This window comes from Lysinibacillus sp. EB271-A1-10B, from assembly GCF_058791335.1.
In genome coordinates, this window is the sequence record NZ_JBYTDL010000027.1 from 22,663 (window position 1) to 43,577 (window position 20,915).

21 protein-coding genes and 3 tRNA genes are annotated in these 20,915 nt (G+C 38.5%); 4 read left to right on the forward strand and 20 right to left on the reverse strand.

Features of this window, described 5'->3' with window-relative positions:
* Window positions 1-209 precede the first annotated feature (209 nt).
* The 4 genes from AC3WSK_RS22915 to AC3WSK_RS22930 all read left to right on the forward strand — a co-directional run bounded on the left by AC3WSK_RS22915 (window position 210) and on the right by AC3WSK_RS22930 (window position 1,102).
* Window positions 210-284 (forward strand) — tRNA-Gly (locus tag AC3WSK_RS22915).
* Window positions 285-294: 10 nt separating this feature from the next.
* Window positions 295-371 (forward strand) — tRNA-Met (locus AC3WSK_RS22920).
* Window positions 372-376: 5 nt separating this feature from the next.
* A tRNA-Glu gene (locus AC3WSK_RS22925) sits at window positions 377-448 on the forward strand.
* Window positions 449-850: 402 nt separating this feature from the next.
* Complete coding sequence (locus tag AC3WSK_RS22930; protein WP_427484839.1) at window positions 851-1,102, forward strand: hypothetical protein; 252 nt, start codon at window positions 851-853, stop codon at window positions 1,100-1,102.
* 211 nt (window positions 1,103-1,313) lie between these two features.
* Here AC3WSK_RS22930 and AC3WSK_RS22935 read toward each other — a convergent pair whose 3' ends face one another.
* From AC3WSK_RS22935 to veg, 20 genes are all read right to left on the reverse strand, one after another.
* Window positions 1,314-1,760 carry a S1 domain-containing RNA-binding protein gene (locus AC3WSK_RS22935; protein WP_079563696.1) on the reverse strand — a complete coding sequence of 149 codons (447 nt, stop codon included), beginning with the start codon at window positions 1,758-1,760 and terminating at the stop codon, window positions 1,314-1,316.
* Window positions 1,761-1,893: 133 nt separating this feature from the next.
* Window positions 1,894-2,358, reverse strand: a complete 465-nt coding sequence (locus AC3WSK_RS22940; protein WP_427484838.1) for an FtsB family cell division protein — start codon at window positions 2,356-2,358, stop codon at window positions 1,894-1,896.
* Window positions 2,359-2,375: 17 nt separating this feature from the next.
* Window positions 2,376-2,867 carry a spore cortex biosynthesis protein YabQ gene (gene yabQ / locus AC3WSK_RS22945; protein ID WP_492414906.1) on the reverse strand — a complete coding sequence of 164 codons (492 nt, stop codon included), beginning with the start codon at window positions 2,865-2,867 and terminating at the stop codon, window positions 2,376-2,378.
* Window positions 2,864-3,163: a sporulation protein YabP gene (gene yabP, locus AC3WSK_RS22950; protein WP_004229167.1), complete on the reverse strand. Its 300-nt coding sequence runs from the start codon at window positions 3,161-3,163 to the stop codon at window positions 2,864-2,866. Before yabP ends, yabQ begins: the two co-directional genes overlap by 4 nt.
* Before the next feature lie 108 nt (window positions 3,164-3,271).
* Window positions 3,272-3,562: an RNA-binding S4 domain-containing protein gene (locus AC3WSK_RS22955; protein ID WP_079563693.1), complete on the reverse strand. Its 291-nt coding sequence runs from the start codon at window positions 3,560-3,562 to the stop codon at window positions 3,272-3,274.
* Between the two features lie 4 nt (window positions 3,563-3,566).
* On the reverse strand, window positions 3,567-5,027 hold the full coding sequence (yabN, locus tag AC3WSK_RS22960) for a bifunctional methyltransferase/pyrophosphohydrolase YabN (protein ID WP_427484837.1): 1,461 nt from the start codon (window positions 5,025-5,027) through the stop codon (window positions 3,567-3,569).
* Between the two features lie 9 nt (window positions 5,028-5,036).
* The gene (locus AC3WSK_RS22965) at window positions 5,037-6,659 is read right to left on the reverse strand and encodes a putative polysaccharide biosynthesis protein (RefSeq protein ID WP_427484836.1); all 1,623 of its coding nucleotides are present in this window, start codon (window positions 6,657-6,659) and stop codon (window positions 5,037-5,039) included.
* Between the two features lie 148 nt (window positions 6,660-6,807).
* Window positions 6,808-7,344 (reverse strand): stage V sporulation protein T, encoded by a 537-nt coding sequence (spoVT, locus tag AC3WSK_RS22970; RefSeq protein ID WP_079563690.1) that lies wholly within the window; start codon window positions 7,342-7,344, stop codon window positions 6,808-6,810.
* Between the two features lie 903 nt (window positions 7,345-8,247).
* Window positions 8,248-11,760, reverse strand: a complete 3,513-nt coding sequence (mfd, locus tag AC3WSK_RS22975) for a transcription-repair coupling factor (protein WP_427484835.1) — start codon at window positions 11,758-11,760, stop codon at window positions 8,248-8,250.
* A 198-nt stretch (window positions 11,761-11,958) separates the two neighbouring features.
* A complete protein-coding gene (locus tag AC3WSK_RS22980; RefSeq protein ID WP_079563688.1) occupies window positions 11,959-12,186 on the reverse strand; it encodes an anti-sigma-F factor Fin in 228 nt (75 codons plus the stop codon).
* 307 nt (window positions 12,187-12,493) lie between these two features.
* The gene (gene pth, locus AC3WSK_RS22985) at window positions 12,494-13,054 is read right to left on the reverse strand and encodes an aminoacyl-tRNA hydrolase (protein WP_427484834.1); all 561 of its coding nucleotides are present in this window, start codon (window positions 13,052-13,054) and stop codon (window positions 12,494-12,496) included.
* A 251-nt stretch (window positions 13,055-13,305) separates the two neighbouring features.
* A complete protein-coding gene (locus AC3WSK_RS22990) occupies window positions 13,306-13,896 on the reverse strand; it encodes a 50S ribosomal protein L25/general stress protein Ctc (protein ID WP_079563686.1) in 591 nt (196 codons plus the stop codon).
* Window positions 13,897-14,444: 548 nt separating this feature from the next.
* Window positions 14,445-15,404, reverse strand: a complete 960-nt coding sequence (locus AC3WSK_RS22995) for a ribose-phosphate diphosphokinase (RefSeq protein ID WP_079563685.1) — start codon at window positions 15,402-15,404, stop codon at window positions 14,445-14,447.
* Window positions 15,405-15,428: 24 nt separating this feature from the next.
* Window positions 15,429-16,799, reverse strand: coding sequence for a bifunctional UDP-N-acetylglucosamine diphosphorylase/glucosamine-1-phosphate N-acetyltransferase GlmU (gene glmU / locus AC3WSK_RS23000; RefSeq protein WP_079563684.1), 1,371 nt, complete (start codon window positions 16,797-16,799; stop codon window positions 15,429-15,431).
* A 263-nt stretch (window positions 16,800-17,062) separates the two neighbouring features.
* Entirely contained in the window at window positions 17,063-17,365 is a 303-nt protein-coding gene (gene spoVG / locus AC3WSK_RS23005; RefSeq protein ID WP_079563683.1) for a septation regulator SpoVG, read from the reverse strand.
* 300 nt (window positions 17,366-17,665) lie between these two features.
* Window positions 17,666-18,040 (reverse strand): RidA family protein, encoded by a 375-nt coding sequence (locus AC3WSK_RS23010; RefSeq protein WP_079563682.1) that lies wholly within the window; start codon window positions 18,038-18,040, stop codon window positions 17,666-17,668.
* The gene (gene purR, locus AC3WSK_RS23015; protein ID WP_079563681.1) at window positions 18,037-18,870 is read right to left on the reverse strand and encodes a pur operon repressor; all 834 of its coding nucleotides are present in this window, start codon (window positions 18,868-18,870) and stop codon (window positions 18,037-18,039) included. The genes AC3WSK_RS23010 and purR overlap by 4 nt, the downstream gene beginning before the upstream one ends.
* 56 nt (window positions 18,871-18,926) lie before the next feature.
* Window positions 18,927-19,793, reverse strand: coding sequence for a 4-(cytidine 5'-diphospho)-2-C-methyl-D-erythritol kinase (gene ispE, locus AC3WSK_RS23020; protein ID WP_079563680.1), 867 nt, complete (start codon window positions 19,791-19,793; stop codon window positions 18,927-18,929).
* Between the two features lie 463 nt (window positions 19,794-20,256).
* The gene (locus tag AC3WSK_RS23025; protein WP_079563679.1) at window positions 20,257-20,436 is read right to left on the reverse strand and encodes a small, acid-soluble spore protein, alpha/beta type; all 180 of its coding nucleotides are present in this window, start codon (window positions 20,434-20,436) and stop codon (window positions 20,257-20,259) included.
* A gap of 114 nt (window positions 20,437-20,550) precedes the next feature.
* Window positions 20,551-20,811: a biofilm formation stimulator Veg gene (gene veg, locus AC3WSK_RS23030; protein WP_049667356.1), complete on the reverse strand. Its 261-nt coding sequence runs from the start codon at window positions 20,809-20,811 to the stop codon at window positions 20,551-20,553.
* Window positions 20,812-20,915: the final 104 nt, after the last annotated feature.

Consider the following 20,915-nt stretch of genomic DNA (forward strand, 5'->3'; position numbering starts at 1 on the left):
CGTCACAGATGAGCCCTTGCAATGCATAGGGGAACGGAAATCGACCACACATCATGGTGATGAGCCATCATACTCCCCCTTTTTGTTAGCAAATCTTTAATTAATGAATAAAACCATATATTTTTATTAATTTTTTTCAAAAAACTACTTGACGTTAGTAACAAAGGCTTGTATTATATAACTTGTTGCTAAAACAAATTGTTTAAAATGCGGAAGTAGTTCAGTGGTAGAACACCACCTTGCCAAGGTGGGGGTCGCGAGTTCGAACCTCGTCTTCCGCTCCATAATCTTATTGGCGGCCTAGCTCAGCTGGCTAGAGCGTACGGTTCATACCCGTAAGGTCGGGGGTTCGATCCCCTCGGCCGCCACCATAGTAGGCCCCTTGGTCAAGTGGTTAAGACACCGCCCTTTCACGGCGGTAACACGGGTTCGAATCCCGTAGGGGTCATCTCAAACAGGCGTCTCAGAATTATTTCTGAGACGCCTGTTTTTTGTCGGTTAACAGTACAACAGCCTTTTAAACTATAAAGTAACCTATTAGCAATATCACATTACTTATTTTTCACTGTATGAGACGCAGGGGCAATAAATAGAGGAACAAAGGTTAAAAAACATCCTAGCCTATGATAACGGCTTCTTGAACAACTCTCCGTTGTTGCTGTCGCTTCGCTTTCGCACAGACAAAACCCTTGTTGTTGCTGTCGCTTCGCTTTCGCACAGACAATTTGTTGCTGCCACCCATCGGAAAGCGCCCAGTAGGAATAGAATCAGCCACACGTTATGGTGATGCGCTTGAAAATATGGCATACTAATAATGAAAAGAGCGCGTTATCTAGGAGGTCTATTTCCTTTGAATTCATTAACGAAAGCTGCTTTAATTTGCGGAAGCGGCTCTATGATCATTCTCGTATCCATTCTTATTAATTTACCATTCGCTGTACAAATACTTTTACTTCTTACTGGACTAGCCGTTAGTGTATACGGAGTATTTTTACTTGTTAAAATGGTTGTTCATCCAACCGAAAAGTCTTCAGAGACACCTACCGAACAAGCTCCCGTACCTACTCCTAAAAAGAAAAAGAGACCGACATCCACGTTGTAAGAATCGTTTATCTTTACATACGTCGGAGGCTTTAGCCAACAAATTTCTTTTCTTTCGCTACGAAAACACTTACTGAAAGATTTTAAAAAGTACTCATGACTTATGGATAGACGAAATGTATACAGAAATTATTAAAAAAAGGGATTAGCTTAATATAAGCTAATCCCAACTCTATTTACACACTTTTTCTACGATTAAAACAGTCAGCAAACTACCCTCTTCTAGCTCCGCGACCACCGCGTTTTGACTCTGTAGCACGTTTTAGTGTTGCTAGACGTTCATCACTATCTTTTAAGAAACGGGCCATTTTTTGTTCAAAATTCTCTTTTGGTTGATGGCGCTCGTTACGATCATTAGAACGATTATCGCGACGTGGACGTGCTGGACGCTCTGGACGCTCCGGACGTTCTGGTCTCTCTGCTTGAGGCTTTGCTTTACGGATTGAAAGACCGATCTTTCCGTCCGCTTCAACATTCATCACTTTTACTTCAACTTCATCTCCAACTTTTAGATGCTCATTGATATCTTTTACATAATTGTCAGCAACTTCACTGATGTGTACTAAGCCTGTTTTGCCATCTGGCAGCTCAACGAATGCTCCAAAATTTGTGATTCCTGTTACTTTACCTTGTACCTTGCTGCCTACTTCAATTGACATAAAAAAAATGCTCCTCCTTAAAAATTAAGCGACTCTTTTGAGTCATGTAATCAATTTATCAAACTTTTTACTACAATAAGTTTCTCTCTTCATTATATATAACAAAAAAAGAGTGTCAACAATACATAGCTTTTCAGTCGTCTTTTTTACCTTTCTTTTCTGATACGGCGTCTTTTTTATCTGGTATATCGCCCTTTTTTTCTTTTTCTCCTTTTTCATCCGGTAAAATAAAATTTATTTCACCTTCTTTGGATAGGAAATACTCTTTGCGTAGTAACTTTGCGATATACTCAGGATCCTCTAACTGTTTAATTCTAAGATTTAACGATTCTCGCTCTTCTTTCAAATCAGAAAGATGCTCCTTCGCTTCAACCTTTTCCTGCTCTTTTGCAGCTAGCGTTTCATTTTGATTCAAAAGTATATTTCCGAGAACGGCAATAATAACGACTGGTACAATCGCAAAAAAGGCAATGCGGCGCATTTTCCGTTTCCGCCCTTCAATTTTACGATTTATAGCTTTATCCGTGTTACGGACATAGTCATTATCAAGCTTAGTATAGTTTTGTTGGCGATCATTTGATGAACGACGCTTAGTCATGCCCGCACCTCCGAAAGTTATTGTTGTCTTTTATTATACTTGATAAATCGAAATTTTTTAAAAAAAGTGTTGGACAAATACGAATAAATTTTGACAAAAGGTCTTAAAACTAATGCTCCAATATTTATTAATAAATTAAAAATTTGTCGAATGGTAGCAAATATTAATCGTATGATGAACCACAAAGGTCTCCATGTTATATTCACCAAAACCCTTGCGATGAAACGTAAAAAAGTCTGAAAAAATGTTTGATACAAAAAAATTCCGGCTATTTGCGCTAGCGGGTCATAAGCCCGCCAAGCGCCATCTTTTAGCCAAAATAATAAATAGTATGTCATGCCCCCAAGCAGAATCCAGGTAAGTAGTTCAAATACCATCATCCATCTTCGAAGGCTTGACCTTTTTGGAGTTGAAAAAACAATAAGCCTTACACTATCAATAATGAATCCAACTGCTATACCGCTCAAAACCATGACTAATAGTTGAACAAATTGTTCACTAACAATCATCCAAATAACTTATGAAGGAAACCTTTCGAGAAGCCACTTTCCTCCTCGTCATACTGTAAGGTTTTTACAGTTCCTTCAAGTGTCAATAACCCTTTGTCAACATCTAAATGAACGATATGCAGTTCTTCTCCACGGATTAACAAATGCCCTTGGGACGTCTTAATGAAAAACTCTTCCTGATCAAAGCGTTCAATTGATTTTACAGAAGTCATGTCCATTCTTTTACGATTACGAATCGTTAAAATATGCTCTCCAGATGGAATTGTGTAACGGTTACTTTCTTGATGTAGCGTCATTTTCTTCCTCCTTTAGTCGTCCTAGCTTCTGTTCACTTTATGCGGACAACCTTAAAAGCATGACAACTTTATTAAAGTTGCTACACTTTTATCAGAGGGATAATTGATTTAATCTTCGTCATCAATAAATTCAGGCTCAATTTTTTCAAGACGCTCTTCCTTCAAAATCGTAAACATTTTTGCGGCATCTTCTTTTTTCACAGTATCACGTAATTCTTCTACACGCGCTGTCACAATCTTTTGTCCAAAACGAATGGCTAGCTCGTCTCCAGCTTTAACAGCACTACTAGCCTTCGCGATCTTATCATTGATCGTAATACGGCCTTGAACTGCTACTTCTTTTGCTAATGTACGACGTTTAATTAAACGTGATACTTTTAAAAATTTATCTAATCGCATACTTTTACTCCTTTTCCAGTTGCTTCGCTTCATTCCAAAAAGCATCTAATTGTTCTAATGTATAATCAGAAAATGGCTTTCCACTTTCCTCTACCTTTGCCTCCACATAACCAAAGCGTCTCGCAAACTTCTCATTGGCATGTAACATAGCCTCTTCTGGATTTAACTTGTAGAAACGCGCTAAATTCACAAGCGTGAACAAGACATCTCCAAATTCATCTAGACGTGACGCACTTGTACCTTTCGTCACCTCATTACGAAATTCCTGCCATTCCTCCGCAAACTTGTCCCATGCTCCATCTACATCGGGCCAATCAAACCCAACCTTCGCAGCTCTTTTTTGATAATTATAGGCAGTTTGTAGAGCAGAGGACGCCCGGTATTCCTCTTCCAATAGCGGCTTATCACTTATACCCTTTTCTTCTGCTTTTATAACTTCCCAATTCGCTACAACACCCTCTGCATCTTCTACCGATACATCTCCAAATACGTGCGGGTGTCGACGAATCATTTTTTCACTTATTGAAGCTAATACATCTTCCAATGTAAAGTAACCTTGATCTTCTCCGATCTGTGCATGAAGGAATACTTGTAATAGTACATCTCCAAGCTCCTCGATCATCGCAAAGTCATCCTCTGCATCTACCGCCGCCAAATATTCGTGCGCTTCTTCTAGTAAATATTTTTTCAGTGATTCATGCGTTTGCTTTTGATCCCACGGACAGCCATTCGGACCACGTAAAACAGCAATAATTTGACGGAAGGTTGCCCAATCTCGTAAAGCCTCCTCTTGCGATTTCACAGGTGGCACATATACCGTTGTTAAATTATTCACCTCAACACTTTGGTCAAGCTCATAAAGTGGTACCGTCACTAATTTTTCCTGTGTCGAGCCTGCTGCAGTAACTACTGTAACAGGGTATTCGTCATCGTATTTCTCCATTAACGTAAGCTTTACTTCTGACGCACTGAATGTATCATACACTTGAGCAATTAAAATATGCTGACGCATGTTAATGTCATGCATAGAAAAGCTAGTGCCATCCAGCAGCTGGAAACCCTCAATCGGGTCGATCTTTAACGCGCCGAATATTGGATCTAAGAAGCTTTGTCCACCTTCAATGACTAATTTTACTTTTCCCGCATCCGCAGCAGCAATCAACAATTGTACAGTCTGCTCCGCAACAAGTGGATGTCCTGGTACAGCGTACATTACATCTTTAATCGCCGCAGCAGCCACAAGCGTTTCTGCAATTTCTTCATACACAGGCTGGAACGAGCTATGTTTTTCATAGATCGTGTCAAAGCTTTCAAATTGTAAGCCCTCAGCTGATAATTCTTCTAATACCGGATGATCCACTGTACGAACATATAATTTTCTAGCCGCTTTTAATTTTTTATAGACACCCATTTGCAGCTGATTAAAATCACCCGCACCTAGACCAATAACTGTTAAAGTATTCAATAAATCCACCTACTTCTTCCGATTTAACCATAATTGATAAACTGCCATCTTGCGCCCAAACGGTAGTAAGTACCACTCTTTTTCGCCTAGCACACGTAACTTAGCAATTATTGTGACCATTACAAATGCCCCTAGACTAACAGCTGTAAAACCTGCTACCACTGCAACAAATCGAGGTGATAAAAATTGGCTTAATAACGATGGTATAAACTGTAGCCAAACTAGCACTACAACTGCCATGCTTAGTGATGCAATTCCAACTTTTTTATAAAAACTAGCTGGTGCTAATTGAATTGCAATTATTTTCTTCAAATAAAAGACGAGCATGAGGGCAGTAAACAGTAGACCCACATTATTAGCAATAGCAGCACCTAATACACCAAATAAACTAATTGTCAGCACATTCAATATTACTTTTAATATAAAACCTACAATTAAAAATAAGGCTGGCTTTTTTAATTTACCATAACCTTGCAGAATAGCTGTAAATGTCAAAATAATCGACAAAGGCACAATTTGTAACACATATACCATAAGTACTTCCGACAGCGCATCTGTTTTAAAGAGCATTACGTTAATATAAGGCATAACGAGTATTAAACCTAAAGATGCTGCCCACCCAAATAATACAGACGCTCTATACGTTAATTGTATAAACGGAATTGCACTACGGCCTTCTTGTCTTTTGGACATATGTGCGACAAGCGGTACAATAGCCAGTGAAAGAGAAGAAGCAATGACGACTCCGAGCTGCACTAACGGCTGCCCACGATCATAAACGCCTTTTGTTACCTTAGCGACCTTTTGATCCATTCCACCCTCTACTAATAGTGAATAAATTGTAAAGGAATCAACTAGCTGATAGCCAAGTAACAACAGACCACTCATGCTTACACTTAAACTTAGCAATGTGACCTCTTTAATAATGGGAAAACTTTCGATACGTCGCCGCTTTTTCTTATCGTTAAATAAACCGAAACGTTTTTTAAAGATAAACGCAAGTAATATAAAACCTACAATTTCACCAACAACTGTACCTATTATAGCCATTTGTCCAGCACTATATAGTGATTCTGTCGTCTTCATAATGATAAATGTGCCCGCTATAATGACGGATACTCTCACAGCTTGTTCAACGACTTGTGCATAAGCAACCGGCTCCATAATACCTCTTGATTGGAAGCCGCCCTTTAAAATAGCAAGAGCTGGCATGACAAGTGCAATAAATGAACCTGTCCGTATTAAAGGAGCAAGCTGCGTATCGCCCATAAGCCTTGCAATTATTTCAGCTCCACTAAATAAAACAACAAAAAACAACAACGATAGTACTGTTAAATAACGAAAAACAATACGCATAATACCGCTTCGTTTTTGATTTCGCTCTAGCGGGTCTAAAATACAATCATTATCTGCAAGCATCTTAGAAATAGCTACTGCAAATCCACTAGATGTCCATACGACAAAAATGGATATAATTGGATACGCTTGCTGATAAATATAAAATCCTTCATCACCAACAAGGTTTTGAAAAGGCACACGATAAATTGCACTTAGAACCTTCACAACAAGGGCAGCAATTGTAAGTAATGCCGCGCCCTTCATGTAGCTTTTCATGCCAAAACGTTCCGACATAAATTGCCCTCTTTCCTTCTTTAACAATGCCAATAGTATAGCATATCTCAAAAGTTTAACGCGCGCGGGTAGGATTACCATAAAACTATGTACGAAAAAAAGTTATTGTTCAGCCTAAAAAGGTCAGCGCAATAACTTTCAATTCTTATCAACTATTCATTTGTTTAGCTAAGAAGTTAGCAGCTGTTTCTGCAACTTTCACTTCAACTTCACCAACAAAATGTACTTTAGATAAAACGATAATACAACCGATTGGATCACCATTCACCATAATAGGTGTTGCACAATAAGACTTCACTTGCTCATATTGTCCAGGAACAATCTCGATAGTTGTTTCCATTTTTTCTATTTTTGTTGAACGCTCTTCCATAAAAGTTTCCGCAAAAGATGTAATACGACGATTAATATACTCTTTCTTACCGATTCCTGCGACAGCAATTACTTCATCACGGTCGGTTACAAACGCTGGAGTACCTAATGTTTCATATAATGTTTCTACATATTCCCTTGCAAATTCCCCTAAATCGTTAATTGGAGAATATTTCTTTAAAATAACTTCGCCTTCACGGTCTGTATAAATTTCTAACGGGTCACCCTCGCGAATACGTAGCGTCCTACGAATTTCTTTTGGAATAACCACACGCCCTAAATCATCAATACGACGAACAATTCCTGTTGCCTTCATTCATAATCCTCGCTTTCGCTACAATAAAAATTTTTTTCAACTCTAGTATGGTTATTTATGAAGCAATCTATGCAAAAACTGAAGAAAAAGGATTTCACACCCAACAATATTTTTCAAAAAGGCCTTAAAACCTAAATTATTGTACTTCAAATACATTTAGCATATAGAATTTTTAACTTCAATCAACTTATCTTAGATTAACCACAAAAACTAATTTTTATAAATAATTTATAAAAAATTTTTAACAAGAAATAATAATAATCCAACCTACATTATTGCGTCAATGAGCCAAAAGGTTTTTTATTACAAAGGTATTTTCACGCAATTTAATCCTTTTCACCTCCTCGCTCCTATCAGCTAGATCCACAGTCTTATTTGTAAAAACGACACCTAAGAAGTCGCTCCATCTACAGTCCAATCAAAATTTCAATTCGCATGCACCTTTTGGCATATCATCCAAAGTTAATAATGGTAAAACGAAACTTCTGCAATGTACCTGCACGAAAGCAAGGGAGCAACATCAACTATTTTTTGTGCGTATGTGTAGTGCTAACGTTGCGTCTGCAACATATATTTTCTGTACAAAATTGTAGTGCTAACGTAGGTTTACAGAATTTTTTTATTGCGAGAAAGCGAAGCGACAGCATCGGATATTTTCAGTGCGTAAATGTAGCGTTAACATCGCAACTAATAAGGGTTTCCTGTGTATGAGTAAGCGCTAAGTTGCGCCTGCAATAAAGGTTTTCTGTGCGTAAGCGTAGTGCTAACGTTGCGTCTATAACAACAGTTTTCTATGCGTAAGCACAGCAATAGCGTCAACATTCATTAAGATCTCCTAGATCGTTTTGTTTTTCTATAATAAAAAGCTGACCATTATCCTAGTTAGATAAGGTCAGCTTTTTATTATTTTTGTTTTTTTGCGTTAGCAATAATATGCATCATGTCTTCTAAAATTTCAAAGGGTTGATATTTCCCACATTTCCGTTCATCAATCGTTAATTTCAGTTGCATACCATCCATACCAAAACCGACAGCTCGTTCGAATTTCATGGATTCTTCAACAACTTTACTGCCATCAACTTGTACTGTTCCCTCTTCAGACAACAATATTGTGATAATTTTTTGCTTTTCCTTCACCGACAATACGCCTGCACCTAGGCCCCATACCTTCATACGTGCTATTCGCAGTAAGCGCTCAGTTTCAATCGGAAGATCTCCGAAGCGATCCTCTAATTCCTCCGTGATTTCGCCATACTCCTCCACTTGATCCATCGCTTTAATACGTTTATACATTTGAATTTTTTGATAGCCATCAGGAATGTATACATCTGGAATATACGCATCAATACTCAATAAAATTTCGATGTCAGGCTTTTCTTCTTTTTTCACACCTGTTTGGCGCTCAGTAATCGCCTCTTGTAGCATTTGTGAATACAAGTCAAAACCGACAGAATCAATAAAGCCATGTTGCTGCGCTCCTAGCAGATTCCCAGCACCGCGAATAGATAAGTCACGCATAGCAATCTTAAATCCTGAACCTAACTCTGTAAATTCTTTAATCGCCTGTAATCGTTGCTCAGCTACATCTGTAAGAACTTTATCACGCTGATACATAAAGTACGCATATGCTACCCTATTAGAACGCCCAACACGCCCACGCAATTGATAAAGCTGCGCTAAGCCCATTCGATCAGCATCGTGAACAATCAATGTATTAACGTTCGGTATATCTACTCCTGTCTCAATAATCGTTGTTGTTACAAGCACATCATAGGCACCTTCTAAAAAGGCTAATATGACAGATTCTAATTCTGACTCCGTCATTTTCCCATGTGCATGCCCGATACGCGCTTCGGGGACAAGCGTTTGAATTTCATCAACTTTACGAGCCATATCCTCTACACGATTATATAAGTAGAATACTTGCCCGCCACGTGCCATTTCTCTCTCAATAGCTTCCCGCACTAATGCACCGCTATGCTCCATTACATAGGTTTGTACAGGGAAACGGTTTGCTGGTGGCGTTTCAATTACCGATAAATCACGAACTCCTACCATCGACATATGAAGTGTTCTTGGAATCGGAGTTGCCGTTAGCGTTAATACATCAACATTCGTCTTAAGTTGTTTAATTTTTTCCTTATGCGTTACACCGAAACGTTGCTCCTCATCAACAATAAGCAATCCAAGGTCTTGGAATAACAAGTCTTTAGATAAAATTCGATGCGTTCCAATAACAATATCAACTTGCCCTTCTTTTAAGCCCTTTAATGTCGCTGTTTGCTCTTTTTTTGTGCGGAAACGAGACAGGAGACCTACATTAATAGCAAAGTCTTGGAATCTCTCACGAATCGTTTCGTAATGTTGTTGCGCTAAAATCGTAGTCGGCACAAGGAAAGCTACCTGCTTGCCATCCTGAATTGCTTTGAATGCAGCACGAATCGCTACCTCAGTTTTACCATATCCCACGTCTCCACATACGAGGCGATCCATAGGACGTTCACGTTCCATATCACGTTTCACTTCGATAATTGAACGTAACTGATCCTCTGTTTCTTCATAAGCGAATGAGGCCTCAAAATTGCGCTGATCGTCATTATCAATCGCAAATGCATGACCCTTCTCTGCTTCACGTTTCGCATACAGCTTGATTAAATCATCAGCAATATCTTGCACGGCAGAGGATACTTTAGCTTTAGCTTTTTTCCACTCTGCTCCACCTAATTTATGTAGCTTCGGTTCACGGTCTTCAGATGCTACATATTTTTGGATTAAATCTATTTGCTCTACTGGAACATACAACTTATCATCTGCGCGATATCGAATGTGTAGGTAATCTTTATGTGTACCATTTACCTCCAGTGTTTCTAAGCCAATATATTTCCCAATACCGTGATGTACATGTACAACATAGTCGCCAGGTTTAATTTCTGTATAGCTTTTAATACGTTCTGCGTTCGTCATTTTTTGAGGACGTGCTTTTTTCTTCGCCTGCTGTTTAAACAGCTCATCCTCTGTAACTACCACTAAGCGCTGTAACGGTAATTCAAAGCCACTAGATAGCGAGCCATCCACAATATAAATACCCGCTTCTGTCGGTTGACCAATTGTCGTATGAATATCATATTCCTCAAGCATTTGCTGTACACGTTTAACACGGTCTTTATCTCTCGCCACAATTAGTACAGTAAATTTACCGAGTAGCCAGCGTTCAACCTCGCTTTGTAACAATGACATTTGGCCATGAAATTGTTGCATTGGTTTGCAAGAAAAGTTCGTCGTCTTATTGAAGGATACACCTGCAAAAGTTCGCGAAAATAATGAGAAATATAGTTTTTGCTGAGATAACATTGCTAGAATCTCTTTTAAAGAGAATGCGGGCTTTACATCATGCACCATTTTCCCTTCTTCAATTAGAGATAAAAACCATTCATCTTCTTCACGCTCCCATGCATCCATAACCTCCTGAATGCGCCCGAGCTCATCAAATAGCACAATGCCGTCGTGTACAAAATAATCTCCTAAATAGGCTGTTTTCTCATACAATAACGAACCATATTTATTTACATAGTCCGGTAAATTCCCTTGCTGTAACAATTCAATATCATATTGAATATGTTGATACAGTAACTCCTTCGTCTCCTGCTTCTTGACTTTCTTTAAGCTTGTCGCTAATGCAGCTTCTAAACGACCTGCCAATGCCGTTCTTTCTTCCTTTGTCAAAATAACTTCTGAAGCAGGGAGGATACGAATCTTCTGTAATTTATCGATAGAACGTTGATCGTCCGCAGAAAATGTTCGAATCGAGTCCACTTCCGTATCAAATAATTCTATACGAATCGGTGACTCTAAATACGGAGGATAAATATCTAATATGCCACCACGTAACGCAAATTCTCCAGGTGTCGTCACCATCGAATTACGCACGTACCCCATCTCTACTAATGTTTGGAGCCATTCATCAACCTGAATATCCTCACCTACTGCTATTTGTAAAAAATACTGTAGCCAATGCTCTTTAGGCTGCATTATTTTACGTAAGCCCGCAACCGGTATTACATAAACAGCTTTTTCACCTCTAGCAAGACGATCAAGTGTTGCGATACGCTCAGCACGTAGCTCTGGGGAAGCAACAGATAAATCAGCAGCAATAAACTCATCGGCAGGATAATAATGAACATGCTCCTCACCTAAAAGTCCCGCCAGCTCGTCGGCCATTTTCTGAGCCTGCAATAGATTAGGAGATATAATATAAATTGGTTTTTTTACATATTCAAATAAAGCATCGACCATTACTGGGCGTGCGCTTCCAGTTAATCCTGTAATAAGCTGTGTTGCAGAATGGTCGCTCTGAATCTCCTGTAAAAATGATGTGATATGTTTGTCCTGCATCACAAGCTGTCGTAAAACTTCCAATGTCAAAAGCTCCTTTCAACGCATAATTCTCGTCACCATTACTAGTAATCTAGTACTATATTACGTATTTTTATTGTTTATTTTATCCATTATACCTTGGCATAATTTCGTCTGGAATTGGCTTTAAACCTAAACCTGAGCGAAGTTAAACGGAAAAAGCTTTGGACGCACGTAATGTGCGCCAAAGCGTCCTTCCAATTATTGAATCCATTTATTGAGTGCGTGATAATCTGGATATTGTTTCAGCGAATCCTCACATTGCTCACAAATGCAGTGCACCGTCGTTTTTCCATGTTGATCTTTCTCAACATAATCATCCGCTTCACCCAATTCGAAAATATGTAGTTTTCGAATTGTATCATCTGCATCAAATGGTAGCGTCCCTATTTCTACTTCACAATGCCGACATCGATATCGAACTGACATCTCCAAATCATCCTCCTTTAAGCAACTTACTACTTAAAGTATAGACATTTCGAAAAAAGATTATGCACTTCCAATTTTGTCTTAGAGGTCATTTTAGAAATAGAGAATAGTTTTGCACTGTGGTTAATACTATATATTTAGTTAGCTGTTGTCGCAGAAAAAAACAACATCAATTATACCTCGGCATAATTGCGCCGGGAGACGGCTCTGTGCTTAGGCCTGTAGCTGACGCTTTCCTTTCGTTACTAAAAAAATTTGCTGAAATCAATTAAATCGTCATCCTAAACAACTGTAATATCCATGATTGTTATCCGTTAAAGCGATTCATCACATCAAGAAATGGATTTGAAAGAGATGCTTCCACAGCATTTACACACTTTTCTATAGCTTCGCCGACGACGGCTTGATCTTCTTTTGAAAATTTTGATAACACGTAATCTGCTACCTTCATGCCTGCTGGTGGGCGATTAATCCCAACTCGTATGCGATTAAATTCTTGTGTACCTAAATGCTGAATTAATGATTTAATACCATTATGTCCACCTGCACTACCTTTTTGACGCAGGCGTAATTTACCTGTCTCTAAATCTAAGTCGTCATAAATAACAATTAAATCTTCCACTTCAATATCAAAATAGTTCATTAGGGGACCAACACATTCCCCCGATAAATTCATATATGTTAAAGGTTTAACAAGTAGAACCTTTCCTTCAGGACGATGTACCGTTGCATACATACCATTAAACTTTGAATTAGTTAAAGGTGCACCCCATTTTTCAGCTAATGCATCTATAATATCGAAGCCAATATTATGTCTTGTATGCTCATAAGGTTTACCTGGATTTCCTAAACCAACGATAATTTTCATAAGTACCCCTCTTCTTTCAAATCTAATAGTCATTATTTTACCATATCATGCACTCAGAAAGCAGTTTGGACAATTTTTGAAAGTAAAAGTTCAATAACGTCTTGATATTATTTAAAATCTTCACTTCAACCATATATATATATCGCGAAATCGTTATGACTTAAAAAGGAAACCAATGCCCTTGCTAAATAAAATAAAAAAGCTACTGAAGAAGCTTAGCTTCCTCAGTAGCCTTTCCTTAACAAATATTTTTACTCTTGTACCTGCTCACTATCCACTGTCGATTCTTCAACGACTGCTGGAGCCATAATTGATACCAATGTATGACCATCTTCACTAATAATATCAAAATCAATCGTGTCTCGAATATCTGCTACTGTAATTGTTTCGCCAATTTTAAGTTCAGTAATATCCACTTCAATAGCTTCTGGTATATCTGCTGGTTTTACATTAATCTTTACATCTAAGTTAGGCTGCATTAATATGCCACCCACACTAACACCAACTGACTCCCCTACAAGTTTAATAGGCACTTCAGCTTCTATCGCCTCGGACATATTAATTGCTAAAAAGTCAATATGATTTACTTCATCTTTCATGGAGCATTGTTGGATTTCTGATACAACAACATTCACTTTTTCTCCATCTAAATCCATCGAAAACACACCGTTTTGTCCATTTTTTTGAATGGATTTTCTGAATTCCTTCGCTGAAATAGAAATTGGGGTAGAATCTAATTTATAGCCGTAAATAACTCCAGGAATGGCTCCCCCTTTTCTAAGTTGGGTTAATGTCGAACGGTGCCCAGCTTCGCGCTTTTTAACACTTAATACTGTACTCATATCTATACTTCCCCTTCCAAGAAAAATTATTTACGCCTTATTATAAATGTCTCTACTTTCAATGACATTTATTAAGGCTATAATAATATTGACTACCATTTTAGCTCATCACCATAACGTGGGGTTGATTTCCGTTCCAGCCAGGCGCTTTCCCGAGGGCGTCCGATGCCGCTTGGGGCAACAGATGTTTTTTGCGCGAAAGCGTAGTGCTAACGTAGCCGCAGCAGCACGATGTTGGTCACGAAGGCATTATCACAGGATGTGATGGTTTTAGCCTTTGTTCCTCTATCATCTAATCCCCAAGGAGTCGCCCTGCCGTAACGAAGATCAACTTATTCACATAACTTACGCTTTAACAAAATATATCCCAACCTTAGGCGAAGTAAACTATTTTTCATAAAGTAGTGTAAATATTATTAAGTCACAACTACCATATACCCTTTTATAAGAAAATTCAAACAAAGTAAACCTAGAAAAAAGGACAAATCTACTTGCAAACGTAGATTTGTCCTTAATAAGCCACATATCGGCTCTTGTTTATTTATATATTAATCAAATAGAGTACTTACAGATTTGTTTTCATAGACACGAGAGATTGCATCTGCCATTAATTTAGCTACTGAAAGCTCTGTAATTTTTGGAGATTTTTTCTCTTCTGGAAGCTGGATTGTATTTGTTACAACTAATTCTTTAATCGAAGAGTTTTCAATACGCTCGATTGCTGGACCTGATAGTACTGGGTGAGAGCAACAAGCATAAACTTCTTTCGCGCCAGCAGCACGTAATGCGTCTGCGCCGATTGTAATTGTACCAGCAGTGTCAATAATATCATCAATCAAGATTGCCACTTTACCATCAACATTACCAACAATGTTCATTACTTCTGCAACGTTTGGTTTTGGACGGCGTTTGTCAATAATTGCAATAGGTGCTTTTAAACGTTCTGCCATTTTACGAGCACGCGTTACACCACCATGGTCTGGTGAAACAACAACGATTTCATCTTCTGGAATACCTTTTGATTTGAAGTGATCAGATAGTAAAGGTACTGCCATCAAGTGGTCGATTAAAATATCGAAGAAACCTTGGATTTGCGGTGCGTGTAAATCTAAAACGATAACACGTGTTGCACCAGCTGTTTCAAGTAAGTTTGCTACTAATTTAGCTGTAATTGGCTCGCGTGCTTTTGCTTTACGGTCCTGACGAGCATATCCATAGTAAGGCATTACAACGTTTACTGTACGAGCAGATGCGCGTTTTACAGCATCTACCATAATTAAAAGCTCCATTAAATGTTCGTTTACAGGTGCAGAAGTAGACTGCACGATAAACACATCACAACCACGAATACTTTCTTCAATGCTAATTTGAACTTCTCCATCGCTGAAGTGTTTAACAGAAGATTTACCTAATTCAACACCCATTTCCTGCGCAATTTCTTGAGCAAGTGGATTGTTAGAGTTAAGTGAAAATATTTTTAATTGTGAGTTTGCATAATGATACGGCATGATGGCCTCCTGTTTAGTTGATAATTATTTTGAATTTAATTTGCTTACATAATTCGGTTTGTTTTCTTGTCTTGCACGAGCAATTGCAAGTGCATCCTCAGGAACTTCTTTTGTAATTGTAGATCCTGCTGCAATAAATGAACCTTTTCCAACTTTCACTGGCGCTACTAAGTTAGTATTACATCCTACAAATACATCATCTTCAATAATTGTTTGGAACTTGTTTTTTCCATCATAGTTTACTGTAATGGAACCACAGCCAACATTGACATTGCTTCCTATTTCAGCATCGCCAATATAGCTTAAGTGGGATACTTTCGTGTCATTACCTAGTTTACTTTTCTTCACTTCTACAAAGTTACCAATTTTCACATGGCTACCTATATCAGAAAGTGGTCGAATATTTGCAAACGGTCCTATAGCTGTGTCTTCTGCTACAGCGCTTTCACGTACAACAGAAGAATGTACAGTTGTTCGGTCACCGATACGGCTATCAATGATTTGTGTGTTTGGCCCGATTATACAATCTTCACCAATAACAGTTGTACCTTCAATCATAGAACCTGGTTGGATGACAGTATCACGACCAATCATTGCCTCAGCGCTAATATATGTTGCTTCTGGATTAATAATTGTGACACCATTACGCATATGCTTTTCATTAATTCTTGTACGCATTAGCGCCTCTGCTTGAGACAGAGCAACACGATCATTAACACCAAGTGTTTCTTCGAAATCTCCCGTTACATATGCTTCAACGACTTCGCCTTGTTTTTGTAAAATTTCAATGACATCAGGTAAATAATATTCACCCTGTGCATTGTCGTTTTTCACAAGTTTTAATGTCTCAAATAAGGCCTTATTATCGAAGCAATATGTGCCCGTATTAATCTCTTTCACTAGTTGTTGCTCAGCTGAAGCGTCCTTTTGTTCAACAATTTGCTCCACTTGTCCATTGTCGCCACGTAAAATGCGACCGTAGCCTGTTGGATTTTCAGCAATAGCTGTTAAAATTGTTGCCTTGGCTTTCTTTGCTTGATGATGCTCAAACAAAGCTTGCATCGTTTCAGGGCGGATAAGTGGTGTATCACCACAAACAACTAATGTTGTCCCTTCTTCGCTACTTAAAATTGCCTCAGCCTGTTGTACAGCATGAGCTGTCCCTAACTGTTCAGCTTGTAAAACATACTCGCTTTTATCGCCAAGCTGTTGTTTCACCATTTCTGCACCGTGTCCTACAACCGTTACAATGCGCTTCACATCTAACGTTTGAATGTGATCCACCACATGTTGCACCATTGGTTTCCCACATACTGGATGTAGCACTTTATATAATTTGGACTTCATACGTGTACCTTGACCTGCAGCCAAAATGACAGCAAAAATGTTGCTCATCTGTAAGTCCTCCAATACGCTCATTTTCTCTTATGACTATATAGCAAAATCCATCTATTTTCAAGGCATGTTGACTTGACAAAAAGATGAATTTCCAAATCAAATGCACCTTATGCTCGAATGTTAATATGTATGTCCTAAAAACTGCTCGTTTTCTCTAATTCTCAAAATAAAAAGAACTCTCCAAATATGAAGAGTTCTTTTTACTCACTTTCATCATAAGTATAAATTGCCGTAGTTAAATTTACACTTATCCCCTTTTACTATACGCCAATTCCTTCTAATTCTTCTGTCTTTTCTGTCGCGTCTTCCTCGCTTGAATTATGGTACTCGTTTAAAATAATCTCTTGAATTTTATTACGAGTAGTAGAATTAATAGGATGCGCAATATCTCTAAATTCACCGTCTGGCGTCCGTTTACTTGGCATAGCAACGAATAAACCTGTATTGCCATCAATCACACGAATATCATGCACTACGAACTCATTGTCGAGTGTAATGGAAGCAATCGCACGCATGCGACCATCAGTCTGTACACGACGTAACCTTACATCAGTAACTTCCATTTTCTCACCACCTCTCTTCTTAGATGCCTAAATATAACTATAATATTCTTTATTACCGAATATTTTCCTTTTTATAGTCTATCAAATTTTCTAAAAAATTTGAATACTTATTAGTGTAATTTCCTCTAATTTACGTAATTTTTGACAATTGTTTGTCAGTCACCCCGACGCTCCACTTTCGCCAGAAAGCATTTGTTGCTATCGCTTCGCTTTCGTCTACAAAAACATTTTAGAACGAAGAATAAAAAAGGCCCACTAAAAGAGTTAATCATTTCTCTTTCAGTGAGCTTAATTTATTTCTTATTTAACGATAGCAATAACTTCAATTTCTACACTTACATCTTTTGGAAGACGCGCAACTTCCACTGCTGAACGTGCTGGTTTATGATCCCCGAAGTGGCTAGCATATACTTCATTCATCGCAACAAAGTCGTTCATATCCTTCATAAAAACGGTCGTTTTAACAACGCTGTCTAAAGATGCTCCAGCAGCTTCTAAAACGGCTTTCAAATTAGCAAATACTTGATTTGTTTGAACAGTGATATCACCTTCCACTAATTCGCCTGTTGCTGTTAGTGGAATCTGACCTGAGCTATAAAACATGCCATTTACAATAATTCCCTGTGAATATGGTCCAATTGCTGCTGGTGCATTTGTTGTTGCTACTACTTTCATTTGTCATTTCCCCTTTTAGAAAAATAGTTACCTTCACTTAATGCAATTGTACGGTCTTTTTCATTGACCTCATGAAGCTTCACTAGTGAATAATAATCATCTACTAAAGTTTCGTCTGCATGCTCAGCCTCTACAAGCACTGCAATACCAGCTAGTTGACAGTCAAACTCCTCTAATAGATTTTTCATGCCGTTCATTGTACCGCCGACCTTCATAAAGTCGTCAGTAATAAGCACTCGTTGCCCACTCTTCATGCTTCTTTTTGATAATACCATTGTCTGGATTCGTCTGGAAGAACCAGATACATAGTTGATGCTAACTGTAGATCCTTCAGTTACCTTACTATCTCTTCTGACAACAACAACCGGTACATTTAAATGTCTTGCTATCGCATGGGCAATAGAAATACCCTTTGTAGCGACAGTCATTATGACATCAATTTGTTGATCAGCAAATGCGGATGCAAATACCTTACCAACTCGATTAATTAAATCTGGATTGCCGAGTAAATCCGTCATAAATAAATAACCGCCTGGTAATAAACGATCTGAATGCTCAAGCTCCGCTTTTAAATCATGAATAACTAAACGGACCTCGGCTTCGGACATTTTAGGAATATACTTTACTCCTCCTGCAGCGCCCGGTACTGTCATCAATAACCCGATTCCTTTTTCTTCGAAAGTTTCTTTTACAATCGTCAAATCTTCACTAATGGAGGACTTTGCAGATTGATATAGTTCAGAAAAATAAGTTAGCGGGATCAGCTGATGTGGATGTTCTAGTAAATAGTACGTCATATCAACTAGTCGTTCACTACGCTTCCATTTCATGCGACCCTCTCCTAAACACGAATATTTATAGGTAAAATTAACACAAATTTGCGGTTTTAAGCAAGCGTATTTCGCTCGCCTAAAATCCGAACCGCATATACTTCTTCGCAAAAACCACGTAAACCATTATAAATGCGACTTACTCGAGCTTCACTATCCACTAAACCGAACACCGTCGGACCGCTTCCACTCATTAATGTTGCATCTGCTCCAAAGCGCTTCATCTGTTCCTTTAACATTACTACCTCTGGATGCAGATTAAATGTTACAGTTTCCAAAACATTTCCTAATGATGCACATAGTAGCTCATAATCTTCCGTTTCAATAGCACGAATCATTTGCTTCGTATTTGGATGTTCTAACCCTTCAACCTTTAGGCCTCCATATACTTCTGCAGTAGAGACACCTATTTTAGGTTTAGCTAAAACTACCCAGCAGTTTGGTGGTGCAGGCAATTCCTGAATTTTTTCTCCACGCCCCGTTGCTAATGCTGTGCCACCATAGACACAAAACGAAACATCTGAACCAATTTTCGCACCTAATTCAGCTAACTCATCTATAGATAACCCTAAATTCCACAGCTCATTTAAACCCTTCAGTGTAGCAGCCGCGTCACTACTGCCACCCGCTAATCCCGCCGCGATTGGTATTTCCTTTTCTATAGTAATGGATACACCTTGTCCAATGCCGTATGTATCTTTAACTAGACGCGCTGCCTGATAAGCAAAATTCCGATGATCGTTCGGTACGAAATTATCAGTCGAAATTATTTCTATTACACCATCTTCCCGAGATTCTAAACAAATACGATCAGCTAAATCCACAGTCGTCATGACCATCTCTACTTCATGATAATTATCTGGTCTTTTATAAAGCACATCTAATGTTAAATTTATTTTTGCAGGCGCCTTTACATAAAGCATCTTTCTTCCTCCTTATAGCTCCACTTAACAATTACCGCCAGATCATTCAGTCGATACTTGAACCTCCCACTATCTTAAATGTAGGATTCTTCTGTTACAAAATATCAGCAGCCGGCGTTCATTTTAGCTATATTAAAGATTTTCTGAATGAAGATAAATCTGTTGTTCATCTTTTAATTCATTTTATTTTACCATAATGGGAAAGCGAAAATGGAAAAAAAGAACCGTATACCCCTAAATGGTGTAACGGTTCTCTCTCGTCAGTTGTGTTGTTGTGTCTACAGGAAGCTTTCATCCCTGCTGAAGATCAATTAAGCCTCGGCATAATTGCGTCCGCCGAAGGCATTAGGCAAACACGGCGTTGGACCTCAGGCACTTTCAAAGATGCCTGGACTCCCGCTGAAAAGTGACTCCTCTCACCACTATAGAGATGAGAGACTTCTAATAAGCAGTCTAGTTCAGGCTACTTATTATTTTCTTGCTCATTAGCTCTTTCAGCCATTTCGATGGCACGTTTGACCATATTACCGGCGTCTCGAGCTTTAATGCCGCCCCAACCTTCTCGTTGCACAACATCATAAAATCCAAGCTCTTTAGCGATCTCTTCTTTTAAACGAGGTGACATGATACCCTTTCTAGGCATAATAAACTCCTCCTTTTACAACTGACGAATTTAGTATGTCCCAGAAAACGTAAAACACTCATGTAGTTTTTAACATACATGAGTGTTTCAAAATATAGAAATAAGTACTAGAAACTATTTTGCGATAGCAGCTTTTGCTTCGTCTAAAAATGTAATCTCTACTGCTTCAGTTAAAATATCTGTGTAACTATACGATACGCGCTTGCACGTATTGTCTTCTTGATCAAGCTCAACCACAAAGATAGCGCGATACGTCTCACGCAATACCCCTGCACACTCGACCGTTTTCTTGCGACCTCCGTTTGCTCTTAACTGCAAACGTTTACCCAAATGACAATCCAACGACTTTTTAATGTCCGCTAAAGTTTTTGGCATTTTCGCTTACACCTCACTATTTATTAGTATAAGCGATACGCCCAAAAATGTCAACAAAATATAATATTTTATCAGCAGATTATAAATATTGTCAACTTATTTTT

What these genes read in the sequence shown, in the direction of transcription:
- AC3WSK_RS22935 (WP_079563696.1), bottom strand. Translation starts at nt 1,760, where the DNA reads ATGTCAATTGAAGTAGGCAGCAAGGTACAAGGTAAAGTAACAGGAATC.
- AC3WSK_RS22940 (WP_427484838.1), bottom strand. Translation starts at nt 2,358, where the DNA reads ATGACTAAGCGTCGTTCATCAAATGATCGCCAACAAAACTATACTAAG.
- yabQ (WP_492414906.1), bottom strand. Translation starts at nt 2,867, where the DNA reads ATGATTGTTAGTGAACAATTTGTTCAACTATTAGTCATGGTTTTGAGC.
- yabP (WP_004229167.1), bottom strand. Translation starts at nt 3,163, where the DNA reads ATGACGCTACATCAAGAAAGTAACCGTTACACAATTCCATCTGGAGAG.
- AC3WSK_RS22955 (WP_079563693.1), bottom strand. Translation starts at nt 3,562, where the DNA reads ATGCGATTAGATAAATTTTTAAAAGTATCACGTTTAATTAAACGTCGT.
- AC3WSK_RS22965 (WP_427484836.1), bottom strand. Translation starts at nt 6,659, where the DNA reads ATGTCGGAACGTTTTGGCATGAAAAGCTACATGAAGGGCGCGGCATTA.
- spoVT (WP_079563690.1), bottom strand. Translation starts at nt 7,344, where the DNA reads ATGAAGGCAACAGGAATTGTTCGTCGTATTGATGATTTAGGGCGTGTG.
- AC3WSK_RS22980 (WP_079563688.1), bottom strand. Translation starts at nt 12,186, where the DNA reads ATGTCAGTTCGATATCGATGTCGGCATTGTGAAGTAGAAATAGGGACG.
- pth (WP_427484834.1), bottom strand. Translation starts at nt 13,054, where the DNA reads ATGAAAATTATCGTTGGTTTAGGAAATCCAGGTAAACCTTATGAGCAT.
- AC3WSK_RS22990 (WP_079563686.1), bottom strand. Translation starts at nt 13,896, where the DNA reads ATGAGTACAGTATTAAGTGTTAAAAAGCGCGAAGCTGGGCACCGTTCG.
- AC3WSK_RS22995 (WP_079563685.1), bottom strand. Translation starts at nt 15,404, where the DNA reads ATGCCGTATCATTATGCAAACTCACAATTAAAAATATTTTCACTTAAC.
- glmU (WP_079563684.1), bottom strand. Translation starts at nt 16,799, where the DNA reads ATGAGCAACATTTTTGCTGTCATTTTGGCTGCAGGTCAAGGTACACGT.
- spoVG (WP_079563683.1), bottom strand. Translation starts at nt 17,365, where the DNA reads ATGGAAGTTACTGATGTAAGGTTACGTCGTGTACAGACTGATGGTCGC.
- AC3WSK_RS23010 (WP_079563682.1), bottom strand. Translation starts at nt 18,040, where the DNA reads ATGAAAGTAGTAGCAACAACAAATGCACCAGCAGCAATTGGACCATAT.
- purR (WP_079563681.1), bottom strand. Translation starts at nt 18,870, where the DNA reads ATGAAATGGAAGCGTAGTGAACGACTAGTTGATATGACGTACTATTTA.
- ispE (WP_079563680.1), bottom strand. Translation starts at nt 19,793, where the DNA reads ATGCTTTATGTAAAGGCGCCTGCAAAAATAAATTTAACATTAGATGTG.
- AC3WSK_RS23025 (WP_079563679.1), bottom strand. Translation starts at nt 20,436, where the DNA reads ATGCCTAGAAAGGGTATCATGTCACCTCGTTTAAAAGAAGAGATCGCT.
- veg (WP_049667356.1), bottom strand. Translation starts at nt 20,811, where the DNA reads ATGCCAAAAACTTTAGCGGACATTAAAAAGTCGTTGGATTGTCATTTG.